Source organism: Nocardiopsis sp. EMB25, assembly GCF_026797795.1.
GTDB classification, from domain to species: Bacteria; Actinomycetota; Actinomycetes; order Streptosporangiales; family Streptosporangiaceae; genus Nocardiopsis; species Nocardiopsis lucentensis.
Genome location: NZ_JAMTDN010000001.1, coordinates 1,600,012 through 1,613,927, shown reverse-complemented (window position 1 = coordinate 1,613,927; position 13,916 = coordinate 1,600,012). Strand labels below are relative to the sequence as shown.

Genomic DNA, 13,916 nt, shown 5'->3' with positions numbered 1-13,916 from the left:
AGGACCTTGGAAATAGGGTCATCGCCCGACACTCCGCCGCGCCTGATGCGGTTCGGCGCATTCTTCCCGTGATACCTGTCTCGGTGTCCGTTCATCTGCGAAATCCGGGTATCGCGGGTCGATCCGAACCTGGTTTCTCTTCTCGCGGTGATGTCCGCGTCCTCACGCGCCGTGGATGAACGGGTCATCGGCACTCATGAAAGGGAAACGCACATGCGTCATGTGTCCACGGCGGTCGGTCTGGGGGTCGCGGCGGTTCTGGTGGCCTGGCCCACTCCCGTGACCGCCTCCGCCACGCTGGATACGAACCCCCCAACGTACGTCTGCGACGAGGTCACCGGCCCGGTGGAAGGCGTGGGTTCCGCGACCGGTCAGGGCAATTGCATGGGCCCGGGTTTCGGGGAAGTCGCCCATGAATTCGTTCTGGAATCGTCTGACGAGACGGCCAGGTACGTCTGTTTGGGCGGCGGATACTCGAATGTCCCCGAGTACCTCATCGGATACTCGTGCGAATGAGCGCGACACGAGGAGGGGGATGCGCGCCCCCGGGATCCAGATGGCATCGAACAGGAACACGGCACTTCTCGAACGGAAGCCAGGGGCGGGGAATGAGCGGCACGGGGTCGAATCGGATACTGACGCGCACGGCGGCCGCGGTGATGATGGGGGTCTGCGTGGCGGCGACGGGTGTCGTGCTGTCGCCGGCCCGGGCGTCGGTCGCCCAGTTCGCGCCGGACTGCTCGCAGGAGGACGTCTACTGCGACATCCAGCTGCTGAACCGGGACAGTCGGGACAGCGCGTTCTTCCAGATCAGCCCCAGCAACGGTGACCCGGGGACGGAGATGATCCTGTACGACACCGACACGCACCGGCAGAAGTACACGTTCCTGGCCAACCGGGACGGGACGTTCTCGATCGTCAACCAGGACACCGGACTCTGCGTCGACGCCCGGATGGGAACCAAGTCCGACCGCCTCTACCTGGATCACTGCGACGATTCCGAATCGCAGGACTGGTACCTTCAGCCGACCACGGCGACGGTCAGCGGGCAGCAGACCGATCGGTGGCGCCTGCGGCACGCCAGCGACGACAAGTGCGTGAACATCTACCGGGAGCACTTCGGCAACTTCGCGCACGTCGGGTTGTACGACTGCCACAGCCCCACACAACTCAACGACAGTTGGGTCCTGGAGACGGCGCCGGATGCGGATCTCACACACGAGCGACGCATGGAGTTGGCGACACACCGTGCGCTGTGGATGTGGGACGACCGTTCCGGCGTCATCAGGGACGCGAAGTTCAGGGTCGGATCGGACGCACCGGCCAAACCCAGCGACCCCGAGATCGTCAGCCAGGTGTGGCGGAACGGAACCTCGCAGGAGACGTCCCACGAATTCTCGTGGACGCACACCACGAGCTACACCAACACCGTCGGTGGATCCTTGTCCCTGTCCACGACGATCGGCACGGGCGAGGCCTCGCCCGTGCAGGCATCGGTCACCGTGGGCATCGAAGTGCACTACGACCGCCAGTGGGGTGAGGAGACCGCGGTGTCGGACAGCGTCACCTACCCGATCCGGAGCGGTGAGACGGGATGGGTCGCCCGAGCCCAGCTGATGAAGACGGTGAACGGGACCTGGGATATCACGACCGACAGGGGCGACTCCTGGGTGGGATCGGGTATCGCGACCGTCCCGGCCAAGGACAACACGGACGGGAAATGGAGCACGGTCGCCGTCTGCACCACGGACGGGGTTCCGGACCCCATCTGCGACGCGACCCGCCCGCAGGCTCGCATGCTCATGAGCGACGGAGCCTGACCTCGCGCTCCCGCGGGCCCCTGACACGGCGGCCCCGGCGAACGCACGGAAGGTGCCTCGGGAACACCGGAGGCACCTTCCACGTGTCAGGGGTGGGACGGGACGAGTTCGTCGATGCGCGCGGCCAACGCCATGTCGTTCTCGGTGAGCGCGCCCACGGCGTGGGTGCACAGGGACAGGCGGACCTTGTTGTAGCGGATGTCGATGTCGGGGTGGTGTCCGGCCTGTTCGGCGGCCTGGGCGATCTCGTTGACGAAGGCCATGGCGGCGACGAAGTCCCTCAGTTTGACCGTGCGGTGGATGTCCGGTGCGTCGGGGTCCCACTTCCAGTCGGTGAGTCGGTCGAGACCCTCCTGGATCTGGTCGTCGGTGAGCTTCATGGTGTCCTCTCCCCCGCTCCGGCGTGCCCGGCTGAATACCTGTCTCGCCGCGTGACGGGCGGTGCCCGTGCCGCACGCCTCGTGGTGCCAGTGTGGGTGCCAATCGGTGATCGAAGGGTGCCGCGCCGTGATGGAGCGCGTCGGCGCAGGGGAACCGTACCCCGGTGGATCGTGGGTTTCACGCTTCGACCGCCGCGTGGGACGAACCTCTGTGGTCGGTGCGGCGGAGCCGCGCGATTGTTTTCTGTTTGGTGTGGTGAAACCGCTCCGCCACCTTTACATCGTAGATTTTTATCAGATGGCCCGGTCCGGGGACACCCGCGGTGGCCGGCGGCCCCTTGGTCTCCCGACCGTAACGGGTGACCGTCGACCCTTGCGTGATCCCCCGCGAACCGGTTCACTCGGGGAAACTCCGTCCCTCCCCCAGCCCGCGAGCCCCTCCTCGCACGCTCCCCTCCCCCCTGGAAGCGAACCCATGGCTCACGAGAAGCGCCGCTCGCTTCGCGCACGCATGATCACGTTGGTCCTGGTCCCCAGCACCGCCCTGCTCGCCCTGTGGGCCGCCATGACCACGGTCATGGTCCTGGAGATCCGCGACCTGCGCACGACGGCGGCACTGACGGAGGAGGTCGGGCAACCGGTGGTGCTCGTCGTGGGTGAGCTCCAAGGCGAACGCCGCGCCACCATGGACACGGCGAGCCCGTCGAGGGAGAGCCTGAACCGGCTGGAGCGCGCACGGGAGGACACCGATGACGCCGTCGCCCTGCTCTCACGGCGGATGGAGGGGTTCGACGACCAGGCCCTCCCCCAGCAGGCGCGGGACTTCCTGGACGCGCTGGGCGGACTGGACGACCACCGGGAGCTGGTCGACGCGCTGCCCCGCGAACAGCGCGACCCCCTGCAGGCGGGCACCTTCTACGACCAGGCCGTGGAGGCGGGACTGCGGTTCTGGGACGGCCAGGTGACCCGCGCCGACCCCGAGCAGGTCCCCCAGCTGCGCTCACTGACCTCACTCATGCGCACGCGGGAGCTGCTCAACCAGCAGGACTCCGTCGTGGCGCACGCGGTGGCCTCGCACGACTTCACCGCCGAGGACCACGCCCGCTTCTCCGCCGCCGTCGGGGCACAACGCCACACCTGGGCCAGGGTCGGCGCCGAGCTCGGTGACGAGGACCGGCGGGGGTACCTGCGGGTGAGCTCGTACTCGGGGCTGACCACGGTGCGCCTGCTCCAGGACAACATCGTCAGCATGCCGCTGCGGGGCACCTCCACGGTGCCCGTCAACGCCCCCACCTGGCGGGGCGCCGCCGAGGCGGTCGACTTCCGGATGCGCGAGGTGGAGCAGGCGCAGATGGAGGGCGTGGTGGCGCTGAGCCACGGGCACGCCGCCGAGCTGACCCGGGTGGTGGTGTCGACGAGCGTGCTGGTCCTACTGGCGGCCCTGGCCTCGACCGCGGTGGCGGTGGTCGGGACCCAGAAGGTCGGCGGCAGACTCCAGGAGCTGCGCACGCTCACCCTGGAGCACGCGCGGGTACGGCTGCCGGAGGTGACGGCGCGGCTGCGGGCGGGCGGGAGCGTGGACGTGGACGCCGAGGTGCCGCGTCTGCGGGTGGGGCGGCGGGACGAGATCGGTGAGGTGGCCGAGGCGTTCGACGACGCCCAGCGCGCGGCGGTGGCCGCGGCCGTGGAGGAGGCGCAGGTCCGTGCGGGGGTGCGGGCGATGTTCCGGAACCTGGCGCGGCGCACCCAGTCGTTGGTGCACCGCCAGCTGGGGCTGTTGGACTCGCTGGAGCGCGGTGAGACCGATCCTGAGGTGTTGTCGGCGCTGTTTCGGATCGACCACTTCAGCACGCAGATGCGGCGCAACGCGGAGAACCTCGTGCTGCTCAGCGGTGACGTGCCCACACGCGGGGGTCTGGGACCGGTGGGACTGCACGAGGCCGTGCGGGCGGCGGCCAGTGAGATCGAGGACTACACGCGGGTGCGGGTGCTGGAGGTGCCGGGTGTGTGGCTGCGCGGTGACGTGGGCGCGGACACGGTCCGGTTGCTGGCCGAGCTGTTGGAGAACGCGGCGGCGTTCTCGCCTCCGGGGACCATGGTGACGGTGCGGGGGCGGTGCGCGAAGCCGCGGGGGTACGTGCTGGAGGTCGAGGACCAAGGCCTGGGAATGACCGGGGAGCAGCGGGAGGCGGCCAACGCGCTGCTGGCCGATCCCCCGCGGTTCGACCTGGGGCGGATGCGGGAGGACTCGCATCTGGGGTTGTTCGTGGCGGCCACGATCGCCGCCCGCCACGGGTTCGGGGTGACGTTGGAGCCCAACGGGGGCGAGGGGACGCGCGCGGTCGTGGTGATCCCCTCCGGGGTGATGACCGAACCGGAGGCGAAGGGCGCGCCCGAGGACACCGGGCCGCACACGCGTCCGGTGGTGGGTGTGGCTCCGGTGGCGGATCCGCGTGCCGACGGTTCGGGCGGGGGCGAGGACACCTACATGGGCTTGCCCCGGCGGCGCGGCCGCAGGAGCCGGTCGTGGGGGTCGGGGGACGTGCGCGGCGGTGAGTCGGGGGCCGACCGCGGTGGGGGCGAGTCCGAGGTCGTCGTCGGAGAGGCCGGTGGTCAGCGGTCGCTGTCCGAGATCCGGTCGATGATGAGCGCTTTCCAGTCGGGGACGCTGCGCGGTCGCGCGGAGCCCGGTGGCGGGGACGGCGCTGGGGGCGTGCGCGGTGCGCGTCCCGGTGAGGAGACGGAAGGGTGATGTGGATGTCGGCTGGTGGCGGCCGGGCGGTCGGTGGCGGTGCGGCGGTGAGTGGGTCGTTGGACTGGCTGCTGGCCGATCTGGTGGAGCGGGTGGCGGGGGCGCGGCACGCTCTGCTGCTGTCGGCCGACGGACTGCTGTTGTCGTCCTCGCCGGGGGTGGTGCGGGAGGAGGGTGAGCGGTTGGCGGCGATCGCGTCGGGGTTCGCGAGCCTGGCTCGCGGGGCCAGGAAGGAACTGGGCGCCAGTGAGGTGCGTCAGACGGTCGTGGAGATGGACCGTGTGTTCCTCTTCGTGCTCGCCGCGGGCCGTGGGGCGTCGCTCGCGTTGGTCGCCGAGGACTCGTGCGACATGGGTCAGGCGGCGTTCGAGTTGAACCGGTTGGTCCGGCAGGTCGGGCCGCATCTGTCGGCGTTGCCGCGGGGGCGTAGGGGCGGGACGTGAGTGTGGGGCCGCCCGAAGGGGGTGGCTGGGAGTCGAATCTGATCCGGCCGTACGCGTTGACGGGGGGTCGTACCCGTCCGTCGCGGTCGGATCTGACGGTGACGACGCAGGTGGTGGCGGTTGCGGCGGTGAGTGTGTCGGAGGCCGACCCGGAGGTGGAGTTGATCCTGTCGTTGTGCGCGCGGCCGTTGTCGGTGGCGGAGGTGGCCTCGCGTACGGGGTTCGCGCTGGGAGTGGTGCGGATCCTTCTGGCGGATCTGGTCGACCAAGGGCGTGTGATGGTGCGGACCTCGGACTGGGAGCGTGCCCGTCCGGACGCGGCCACGCTGCGATCGGTGCTGGAGCGGATCCGGGAGTTGTAGGTGGAGTGGATGGGGCGGATGGCCGCTGAGGTTGCGGGACCGGTGCCGGACACGTTGAAGATCGTGGTGGCCGGTGGTTTCGGTGCTGGCAAGACGACGCTGGTGTCGGCTCTGAGCGAGGTGGAGTCGCTACACACGGAGGAGGTGATGACCACCGAGAGTGTGGGGTTGGACGATCTGGTGGGGGTCGAGGACAAGACCACGACGACGGTGGCGTTGGACTTCGGCCGGATCACGTTGGACGAGTCGACGGTGGTGTACCTGTTCGGGACGCCGGGACAGCGGCGGTTCTCGTACATGTGGGAGGAGTTGGCTCGGGGTGCGTTGGGCGCCGTGGTGCTGGCGGACACCCGCCGGTTGACGGACTCCTTCGACGTGATCGACTTCTTCGAGGAGCGGCGGGTGCCGTTCGTGGTGGCGGTGAACTGTTTCGACGGGCAGCGCACGCACCGCGCGGAGGACGTGCGGGTGGCGTTGGACCTGGAGGATCCGGTGCCGTTGCTGTTGTGTGACGCGCGTAGTCGGCAGTCGGCCAAGGAGGTGGTGGTGGAGTTGGTCGAGTTGGTGCTGCGGTGGGAGTTGTCGGGCACCTGAGGGGTGTCCGGTTCGTGTGGTGGGGGCCTGGCGCCGGTGGGCGCGGGCCCCTTCGTCGTGTGCGGGGGTCGGTGCACCGGCGGCGGCGCCGGGAAGCCGCACGGTTCCCCAGGGGGCACGGACATTTGCTCTGGACAGGGTTCCTGTTTCTGGGATCATCGGGGCCGACCGGGCGAACGACCCCCTATCCGGAAGCGGTGCCATGACCGACCCCCTCACCGATGGCGACCCCACCCACGCGGGCCCCTATGAGCTGCACGCACGCTTGGGCGGAGGCGGTATGGGACAGGTGTTCCTGGGCCGCTCCCCCGGCGGGCACACGGTCGCGGTCAAGGTCGTGCTCCCCGATCTCGCCAGGGACACCGAGTTCCGGCGCCGCTTCGCCTCCGAGGTGAGGGCCGCCCGCCAAGTGGGCGGGTTCTACACCGCACCGGTCGTGGACGCCGACCCCGACGCCGACCCACCGTGGCTGGCCACCGCCTACATCCCCGGGCCCACCCTGCACACCGCCGTCGTCGACCACGGACCCCTCCCCCTGGGGTCGGTGGCGGTGCTCGGAGCCGGACTGGCCGAGGGGCTTACGGCGGTCCACGCCCAGAAGCTGGTGCACCGCGACCTCAAACCCGCCAACGTCATCCTGGCCGCCGACGGGCCCCGGCTGATCGACTTCGGCATCGCCCGCGCCCTGGACACCACCTCCCACACCCGGACCTCCACCGTGCTGGGCACCGCCGCGTTCATGTCCCCCGAACAGGCCATGGCCCAGCCGGTCAGCCCTGCCTCGGACGTGTTCTCCCTCGGGTGCGTGCTGGCCTTCGCTGCCACCGGCCACAGTCCCTTCGGGGAGGGCCCCGTCCACGCGGTGGTCTTCCGGGTCGTGCACGAGGAACCCGACCTGTCCGACCTGCCCGCACCGCTGGCCGCGCTGGTAGGAGCGTGCCTGGCCAAGGAGCCCGACGACCGGCCCGGCCTGGAACACCTCCTGCGGGAGCTGTCCGTGCTGGCGCGGACCGACGAGGACCGGTCCGGCGGCCGGTGGCTGCCCGAGGCGCTCACCGAGGCCATCACCCTACGCACGACCCTGGTCCTGGACCCCGTGCTCCCCGATCGCACCCGGACCTTCGAGAGCGAGGTGAGTGCCATGCTGCATACCAGGCTCCTCAACGGTATGAACACGTTGATCGCCCGGCGCCGTGGCCGACCCGCCACTCCTGTCGCCGGAGTGCCGCTCCCTCCCAAGCCGACGGAGAAGAAGACCAGGGCGGAGGAAAGCGAGAAGACAGGGACGACCCTCGATTCCACAAGGTGGTGGAAGGCTCTGGCGTTCGCCGTCGTCGCGTTGTTGCTGTACGTGTCCGTTCCACCCGTCGCAGCGATGACCAGTCTGGTTCTCAACGGTGGAACCGACAACGTCAGCAGAGGGGACTGCCTGGGCATCATCAGCTCCGAGGGGACCCGGACGTACGTGGAAGTCCCCTGCTTCGCGGCGAACGCCCAGTACACCGTGCTCGCCACAAGGGCCACATCGGGTTATCGAGACGATGACGGAATCTTCCATTCCAGTTGTGTGGGCGTACCCGGATGGAGTGAGGGCCAGATCGGGCACGTGGTCGCCGTGATCGGCGATCGGATCGCGTGCGCGGAGGGCAACGACTGAGCGCTCCTCATCCCGTTTCTCGGAGTTGAAGCGGACCGTCCGGGCCGATGACGCGCCCGGTCAGGCCTCCGGCGGCCATGGTCCCCGAGCCGACCACCACCCTGGTCCCGCCGATGCGCAGCATCCAGCGGGAACCCGAAGAAAGTGTGGACTCTCATGGGCGGGCACGAGCGCACGGTCACCGGCCCGGTAGGACCGCCAGCCGTGACCGCGGGCGATGGTCACGTACAGGGCCTCGCCGATACTGCCAGCTCTCCGCGCGGCGCTGCGCTGGTTCGCGGGTGAAGCCTACCTCGAACAGCCCGGGTGACCTCGGGCCGCGATCTGATCACCCGGACCAAACGGACTGGTCTACCTCCTGGGCTGTGGAGACTCTGGCCTATTGCCCATTCCCGGCGTACTCGATCCGCCTCCGAGAGGGGGAGCCGAGTTCCTCAACCGTGTGCCGCACCGGCGGACGCGGCACGGTTGAGCTCGGCGGCCGGAAAGGGAGTGTGCTTGCTCTCCGTCAGCAGCGTGCGGTGGAAGCCGTCCAGGACGACGGAGGTCCGGGCATGCCGTTCGATGATCGCCGCGATCTCCGGCGAAACACCGCCGGGCCTTCGACCCGCGCCCCACTCCCACAGGAACACCTCCCTTCCCGCATCACCCCGAAAGCGGTCGACGAGGTGGTGGAGCAGATGGGTCGCGGTGTGGTGGCGGTCGTAGGACAGATGGTCCGAAAGGAACCGCCCCTCGGCCGCTGAGAGCTCAAAGTCTGAGCTCAGGGCCAGCCCGAAGTCCGCGAAGTACATCATCTGGCCGTCGGTCAGGAGGTTGTCGAAATGGGCGTCGAAGTGTACAAGCCCGCGAGAGCTCATGAATGCCGCTCCCCGTGCCAAGACGTCCTCCACCCACGCATAGGCGGAGCCGGCGCCAGGCAACGCCGAATTCTCCCGCTGTTCGCTCAGCCACGCGCGGAGTGTCCGCGGCACGTACTCGAGGAAGAGCACCAGGCTGTGGGAGGAGCGGCCGATCGCCTCCAACCGTTCGCGCACGGCCGGTGAGCCCTCCCACTGGGCAACCGCTCCGTCGATGCCACCGAACTCGTCCGCGAAGCCCTCGGGAGGGGAATCGGGCAGGACACGCCAGTGGTACATCAGGGGAAAACCCTCGTGCTCCCTCTCCAGGACCCAGGTGCTGGTCATGGTATGGACCGCCAGCTCCCGCCAGGCACCGAACCCGGCCGAGCCCACTCCGTACTGGTAGAACATCGGTAGGCCGAAGAGGTTCGCCGTGGACCGGACGTTTTCCGGCCGAACCTCGAGGTCGGTCAACGGCACCCTCTTGACGAAGACCCTCGTGCCGTCGATGTCCAGTTCCGCGGACCTGCCGCCGATGCCGGATCCGACGGCGGAGGCTGCCGACACGACGTCGCTGAGCCGCCGGTCGCTCAACGACGACAGACGGGAAGCCACGGCCCCGTGGGCGGCGAGGCGTGCGGGGTACCTGGAATCGAAGCGGTGCATCGGCGGCTCCTCGGTGCACCGAACCCGGGGTGTCGGTGATCGCGTGGACGGACCGACCCTATCCGGCCCGGTTCTCCCGAAGCCGCGGAACCAGACCCCCGCCGTGACCCCGCGCGAGCGTGTGGTGACGCCGTCGACCCCCGTGCCCGGGGTCGACGGCGTCGTCGCGTGGGCGGCGGGATCGCCCGCGCGGCGGGCGCTGTGGTGTGACTGAGGGCGCAGCCGTGGGTGACCTGGGTGGCACAACCTACGAGTGGCAACTGATTTCATCGTGTTCAGGCGTCAGATGTCACAGATCAGTTGCTCAGACCACTTTTTACGATGGAATCACTTGCACTTGACAGTGACGCCTGTCATGGTGGGTTTGCTCACAGAAGACCCGGAGCACACGAATCACCGGTCAACCCTCAGGAAGAAGGTCGGTCTGTTGTCTGAGACGGCCCCGAAGCTTGCGCGCGTCCTCAAGCTGCCCCATCTGGTGCTGTTCGGTCTGGCCTACCTGGTCCCGACCACGATCCTCACCGTCTACGGGGTCGCCACGGCGATGTCGCACGGACGCCTGCCGACCGCGGTGCTCGTGGCCCTGGTGGCCATGCTCTTCACGGCCTACTCCTACGGGCGGCTCTCGCGGGTCTACACCTCGACCGGATCGGCCTACGTCTACGCCCAGAAGTCCCTGGGCCCGCGCACCGGGTTCATGGTCGGCTGGACGATGATGCTGGACTACCTGTTCCTGCCGCTGATCAACTACATCACCATCGGCCTGTACCTGAACGCCCAGTTCCCGGCCGTGCCCGACTGGGTGTGGATCGTCGGCTTCCTCGTCGTGATCACCACGCTGAACGTGCGCGGCATCGCCCTGGTCGCCAAGGCCAACACCGTGATCGTCGGCGCCCAGGTGGCCTTCCTGCTCCTGTTCTTCGCGATGAGCGCCCGCCACCTGGTCGGCATGACCGACATCCACCCGCTGGCCCCGTTCGTCGGCAGCGGGCTGGAGATCCTGCCGGTCCTGAGCGCCGCGGCCATCCTCACCGAGTCCTTCCTGGGCTTCGACGCGGTCACCACCCTGTCGGAGGAGGCCGAGGACCCCAAGCGCGACATCCCCCGCGCGATCCTCCTGGTCACCCTGTGCGGCGGGCTCATCTTCCTGGCCGCCTCCTGGTTCGGCCACATGGTCTTTCCCGACTACACCCGGTTCACCGACGTGGACTCCGCCGCGCTGGACATCATGCGGACCGTGGGCGGCGACGCCCTGGCCGCCCTGCTCACCCTCGCGCTGATCATCGGTTCGTTCGGGTCCGCGCTCAGCTCCCAGGCCAGCGTCTCGCGCGTGCTCTACGCCATGGGCCGTGACGGCAGCCTGCCCAGGAACGTCTTCGGCCGCCTGAGCAAGCGCTACAACACCCCGGCGTTCAACATCCTGATCGTGGGCGGGGTCGCCATCGGCGCGATCTTCCTCGACATCGAGACCGTCGCCTCGTTCATCTCCTTCGGCGCCCTGGTCGCCTTCTCGGCCGTGAACCTGTCGGTGATCATCCACTTCGTGGTCCGCGAGCGCATGCGCGCCGGCGCCGACCTGTTCAAGTACGGCCTGGTCCCCGGCATCGGCCTGAGCCTGACCGTCTACCTGTGGACCAACCTGAGCGGGCTGGCCTTCATCATCGGCGGTGTGTGGGCCGCGCTCGGCCTCATCCAGCTCGCCTACGTCACCCGCGGGTTCCGCCAGGCCCCGCCGCAGATGACCTTCGACGAGAAGGCTCTGGAGGAGCGCGCCACCAGCGCGGCCTGACCGCGCTCCCCCATCTGGGCGGCCCCGGTGGGTCGTCGGCGACGGGGACGTCGCCGACGACCCACCGGGGTCACGGCTTGCGTCCGGTCAGAGCGATGAGCCGGTCCTGGGGAGCGGCCTCCGGCCCCACCGCCACGGGCTCGTCGAACATCGGCCCCGGTCCGAGGCCCTGGTCCCCCGCCCAGTCGCACAGTTCGGAGACCAGGACGGGGTCGAGCCGCTCGTCGGCGCCCAGGGCCCGGGCCAGGTCGAAGGCGTGCACGGCCAGGTCGAAGGTCATCTCCCACAGGTAGCGGCGCGCCGGGACGGTCCCCGCGGACAGGTGGACGGTGCGCTCCACCGCGTCGGGGGCCAGCCAGGCCAGGCGCGCCTCCCTGGCGGCCACCGCCCAGGTGGCCACGGGCTCCTCCCCGAGGTTGTCGCCGTCGAACCGGTCCCCCACGTCCTCGATGCGCGCGCCGCCGAGCAGGGGCGGGACCCACAGTTGTTCGGTGGTCAGGTGGTTGACCAGGTCGTGGACGTCCCAGTCCACGCAGGGCGTGGGAAGGGCCCAGTCGGCCGTGCCCACCTGCCTGACCCGGTGGTCGAACTCGGTCATGGCGGTCGCGTGCAGGTCGATCAGCTCGGGCATGGGCGCCCCTTCCGGGTCGGTGTCGGCGTCCGGCCCCTACCCGGCGGCCCGGCGACCCCAAACCCGGAAGCGGGCGACGTCCAGACGCGTGGGAAACGCGTCGTGAGGACACCCCCTTCGGGGAAAACCGGCGGGGTCCGCCCGGGGTTCGGCCTCACCCGCCGCCGGGTCGGTCCCGCGACCAGGGAGGAGTCGGCAGTCCGGGCTCGGTCGTGATACCGAACGCCGTGCACATGTAGCCCATGAGCGCGTAGAGCCCGCAGATGGCCACGACCTCGACGACGCCCGCCTCCCCTGCGGCCTCGACGAGGACGCTCTGGACGTCGTCGGGGATCTCGGCGTCGTCGGCGACGTGGTCGACCGCGTGGACGACGGCACGCTGGACGGGTGTGAGCCCGGCGGGCACACCGCTCTGGGCCAGCGCGTCGATGTACGCGGCCGCCAGTCCCGCCTGGGAGGCCGGGCGCACGTGGTGCGCCCACTCGTAGTCCAGGCCCCGGCGGGCGGCGAAGCGCAGGATCGCGGTCTCGCGCAGGTCGTCCGGGAGGACGCCCCGGAAGCGCAGCCGCTCACCGAGATCGCCGACGGCCCGCGCGACGTCCGGGTTGTTGAACATCGTGACGTAGACCTCGGCGAGGCGCGGTCGGCCGTCCGCGTGGCTGCGCACGGCGGCCATCCGCTCCATCTCCGAGCGGACCTCGGGGGTCGCTCGCGGGCCGGGGTCGGGAAGCCTTGCCATCAGTGACTGTCCTCCCACTCGGCGACGGCCCGGCGCCAGGGCGCGATGGGCGTCGGATACTTCTTGTCGATCCGGGCCGACACGAGGAACGGCCCCTGCTGCCTGAGCCCGTGGGCGACCGCCTCCCCACCTCGTCGGGGCGGGAGACGGCCACTCCGTCGGCGCCCACCGAGCGCGCGAACTCAGGCCAGGACAGGCCGGGGATGTCGGTCAGCGCCTCGGGCCCGGTACCCATGCGCTCGGCCCGGTACCAGATGTTGCCGTAGGCGTGGTTGTCGAAGACGAGGATGACGAGAGGGACGCCGTAGCGGGCGGCCGTGTGGAGCTCCATCCCGTGCATCAGCATGCAGCCGTCGCCCGTGGCGACGACCATCGGACGTTCGGGGCGCGCCATCTTGGCGCCGATGCCCAGAGGGATCGCACCCCCATGGGGGCCAGGTTCGCCAGGGACACGTAGTCCCCGCCGCCGTAACTCGGCCAGTACTGCGAGCACCAGGCGCGATGCGCGCCGGAGTCGACCGAGAGCACCGTGTCGCGCGGGCAGGCGGCGCGCGCCTGCGTGACGAACCGGGCCGGGTGCATCGGTTCGGCGTCACTGGCGGTGTCGTCCGCCTCGTAGGCACGCGGGCCGCGCCCCCGCACGTCCGCGAGGAAGGCCCGTCGGGTCGCACGCCCGTTGTCGAGCCCGTCGGCGACCGTCCCGTCGACGGCGGCGAGCTGTTCGAGGAAGGCCTTCGGGCTTGCGGTGACCGGGCTGGACGAGGGCCACGTGCGTCCGATGAGGCTCGGGTCCGCCTCGACATGGATGAGTTCGGCCGTCGACAGCATCCCGGGGTCCCAGTTCAGCGTGTCCCGTTGGGAGAGCGCCGACCCCACGACGATGAGTACCGCGACGTCCGGATCGAGGATCGCCTCGCTGGCCCAGCGCGAGCCGCCGTACCCGAACACGCCGAGCGCGAGCGGGTGGTCCTCGGGGACCGTGCCCTTCCCACCCAGGGTGGTGGCGATCGGGATGTCGAAGCGCTCGGCCGCGGCGAGCAGAGCCGCCTCAGCCCCCGCGTGGCGTACTCCGGGGCCGGCGAGCAGGACCACTTTGGCGGGGGTCGGACCGCCGCTGCCCGCGGAGAACACGGACAGGGCGGCGTTCGTCGCGCCCTGGTCGATCGCCATCGGCCGGTAGGCCGCCTCCGGAAGCGGCGTCCAGTCCGTTTGCTGGGGGCTTCGCTGCACGTCCAGCGGGA

The 13,916-nt window shown here is 69.9% G+C and carries 12 protein-coding genes and 1 pseudogene; 7 read left to right on the top strand and 6 right to left on the bottom strand.

Annotated elements, in window-relative coordinates:
• Nucleotides 1–608: 608 nt before the first annotated feature.
• Nucleotides 609–1,820, top strand: coding sequence for an RICIN domain-containing protein (locus KIK06_RS06985; protein ID WP_268642480.1), 1,212 nt, complete (start codon nt 609–611; stop codon nt 1,818–1,820).
• Between the two features lie 86 nt (nt 1,821–1,906).
• Here the strand turns inward: KIK06_RS06985 and KIK06_RS06980 are convergent, their stop codons facing one another.
• Complete coding sequence (locus KIK06_RS06980) at nt 1,907–2,200, bottom strand: 4a-hydroxytetrahydrobiopterin dehydratase (RefSeq protein ID WP_017597656.1); 294 nt, start codon at nt 2,198–2,200, stop codon at nt 1,907–1,909.
• Between the two features lie 475 nt (nt 2,201–2,675).
• On the opposite strand from KIK06_RS06980, the gene KIK06_RS06975 reads away from it, so the two are divergent.
• The 5 genes from KIK06_RS06975 (at nt 2,676) to KIK06_RS06955 (ending at nt 8,008) form a co-directional block, all read left to right on the top strand.
• Complete coding sequence (locus tag KIK06_RS06975) at nt 2,676–4,952, top strand: sensor histidine kinase (RefSeq protein WP_268642479.1); 2,277 nt, start codon at nt 2,676–2,678, stop codon at nt 4,950–4,952.
• Nucleotides 4,952–5,395 (top strand): roadblock/LC7 domain-containing protein, encoded by a 444-nt coding sequence (locus tag KIK06_RS06970; RefSeq protein WP_051059115.1) that lies wholly within the window; start codon nt 4,952–4,954, stop codon nt 5,393–5,395. The genes KIK06_RS06975 and KIK06_RS06970 overlap by 1 nt, the downstream gene beginning before the upstream one ends.
• On the top strand, nt 5,392–5,757 hold the full coding sequence (locus KIK06_RS06965) for a DUF742 domain-containing protein (protein ID WP_193789740.1): 366 nt from the start codon (nt 5,392–5,394) through the stop codon (nt 5,755–5,757). The genes KIK06_RS06970 and KIK06_RS06965 overlap by 4 nt, the downstream gene beginning before the upstream one ends.
• An 18-nt stretch (nt 5,758–5,775) precedes the next feature.
• Nucleotides 5,776–6,351: a GTP-binding protein gene (locus KIK06_RS06960; RefSeq protein ID WP_442789745.1), complete on the top strand. Its 576-nt coding sequence runs from the start codon at nt 5,776–5,778 to the stop codon at nt 6,349–6,351.
• 202 nt (nt 6,352–6,553) lie between these two features.
• Nucleotides 6,554–8,008 (top strand): serine/threonine-protein kinase, encoded by a 1,455-nt coding sequence (locus KIK06_RS06955; protein ID WP_268642477.1) that lies wholly within the window; start codon nt 6,554–6,556, stop codon nt 8,006–8,008.
• A 434-nt stretch (nt 8,009–8,442) separates the two neighbouring features.
• Here the strand turns inward: KIK06_RS06955 and KIK06_RS06950 are convergent, their stop codons facing one another.
• A complete protein-coding gene (locus KIK06_RS06950) occupies nt 8,443–9,516 on the bottom strand; it encodes a protein kinase family protein (protein ID WP_268642476.1) in 1,074 nt (357 codons plus the stop codon).
• A gap of 427 nt (nt 9,517–9,943) precedes the next feature.
• Between KIK06_RS06950 and KIK06_RS06945 the strand changes: the two genes are divergently transcribed.
• Nucleotides 9,944–11,305, top strand: a complete 1,362-nt coding sequence (locus KIK06_RS06945; protein WP_017597662.1) for an APC family permease — start codon at nt 9,944–9,946, stop codon at nt 11,303–11,305.
• A gap of 70 nt (nt 11,306–11,375) precedes the next feature.
• On the opposite strand, the gene KIK06_RS06940 is transcribed toward KIK06_RS06945, so the two are convergent.
• The 4 genes and pseudogenes from KIK06_RS06940 to KIK06_RS06930 form a co-directional block, all read right to left on the bottom strand.
• Nucleotides 11,376–11,936: a TIGR03086 family metal-binding protein gene (locus KIK06_RS06940; protein ID WP_268642475.1), complete on the bottom strand. Its 561-nt coding sequence runs from the start codon at nt 11,934–11,936 to the stop codon at nt 11,376–11,378.
• A gap of 154 nt (nt 11,937–12,090) precedes the next feature.
• Nucleotides 12,091–12,675, bottom strand: a complete 585-nt coding sequence (locus tag KIK06_RS06935) for a carboxymuconolactone decarboxylase family protein (RefSeq protein ID WP_268642474.1) — start codon at nt 12,673–12,675, stop codon at nt 12,091–12,093.
• A gap of 187 nt (nt 12,676–12,862) precedes the next feature.
• Nucleotides 12,863–13,069 (bottom strand): annotated as a pseudogene (locus tag KIK06_RS29335) (thiamine pyrophosphate-dependent enzyme); the annotation flags it as partial.
• Nucleotides 13,015–13,845 carry a hypothetical protein gene (locus KIK06_RS06930; RefSeq protein ID WP_268645877.1) on the bottom strand — a complete coding sequence of 277 codons (831 nt, stop codon included), beginning with the start codon at nt 13,843–13,845 and terminating at the stop codon, nt 13,015–13,017. The pseudogene KIK06_RS29335 and the gene KIK06_RS06930, both read right to left, overlap by 55 nt.
• Nucleotides 13,846–13,916: the final 71 nt, after the last annotated feature.

Bases quoted from the DNA above. Each gene is read 5' to 3' on its own strand.
- KIK06_RS06985 (WP_268642480.1), top strand. From the start codon at position 609: ATGAGCGGCACGGGGTCGAATCGGATACTGACGCGCACGGCGGCCGCG.
- KIK06_RS06980 (WP_017597656.1), bottom strand. From the start codon at position 2,200: ATGAAGCTCACCGACGACCAGATCCAGGAGGGTCTCGACCGACTCACC.
- KIK06_RS06975 (WP_268642479.1), top strand. From the start codon at position 2,676: ATGGCTCACGAGAAGCGCCGCTCGCTTCGCGCACGCATGATCACGTTG.
- KIK06_RS06970 (WP_051059115.1), top strand. From the start codon at position 4,952: ATGTGGATGTCGGCTGGTGGCGGCCGGGCGGTCGGTGGCGGTGCGGCG.
- KIK06_RS06960 (WP_442789745.1), top strand. From the start codon at position 5,776: ATGGCCGCTGAGGTTGCGGGACCGGTGCCGGACACGTTGAAGATCGTG.
- KIK06_RS06955 (WP_268642477.1), top strand. From the start codon at position 6,554: ATGACCGACCCCCTCACCGATGGCGACCCCACCCACGCGGGCCCCTAT.
- KIK06_RS06950 (WP_268642476.1), bottom strand. From the start codon at position 9,516: ATGCACCGCTTCGATTCCAGGTACCCCGCACGCCTCGCCGCCCACGGG.
- KIK06_RS06940 (WP_268642475.1), bottom strand. From the start codon at position 11,936: ATGCCCGAGCTGATCGACCTGCACGCGACCGCCATGACCGAGTTCGAC.
- KIK06_RS06935 (WP_268642474.1), bottom strand. From the start codon at position 12,675: ATGGCAAGGCTTCCCGACCCCGGCCCGCGAGCGACCCCCGAGGTCCGC.
- KIK06_RS06930 (WP_268645877.1), bottom strand. From the start codon at position 13,845: ATGGCGATCGACCAGGGCGCGACGAACGCCGCCCTGTCCGTGTTCTCC.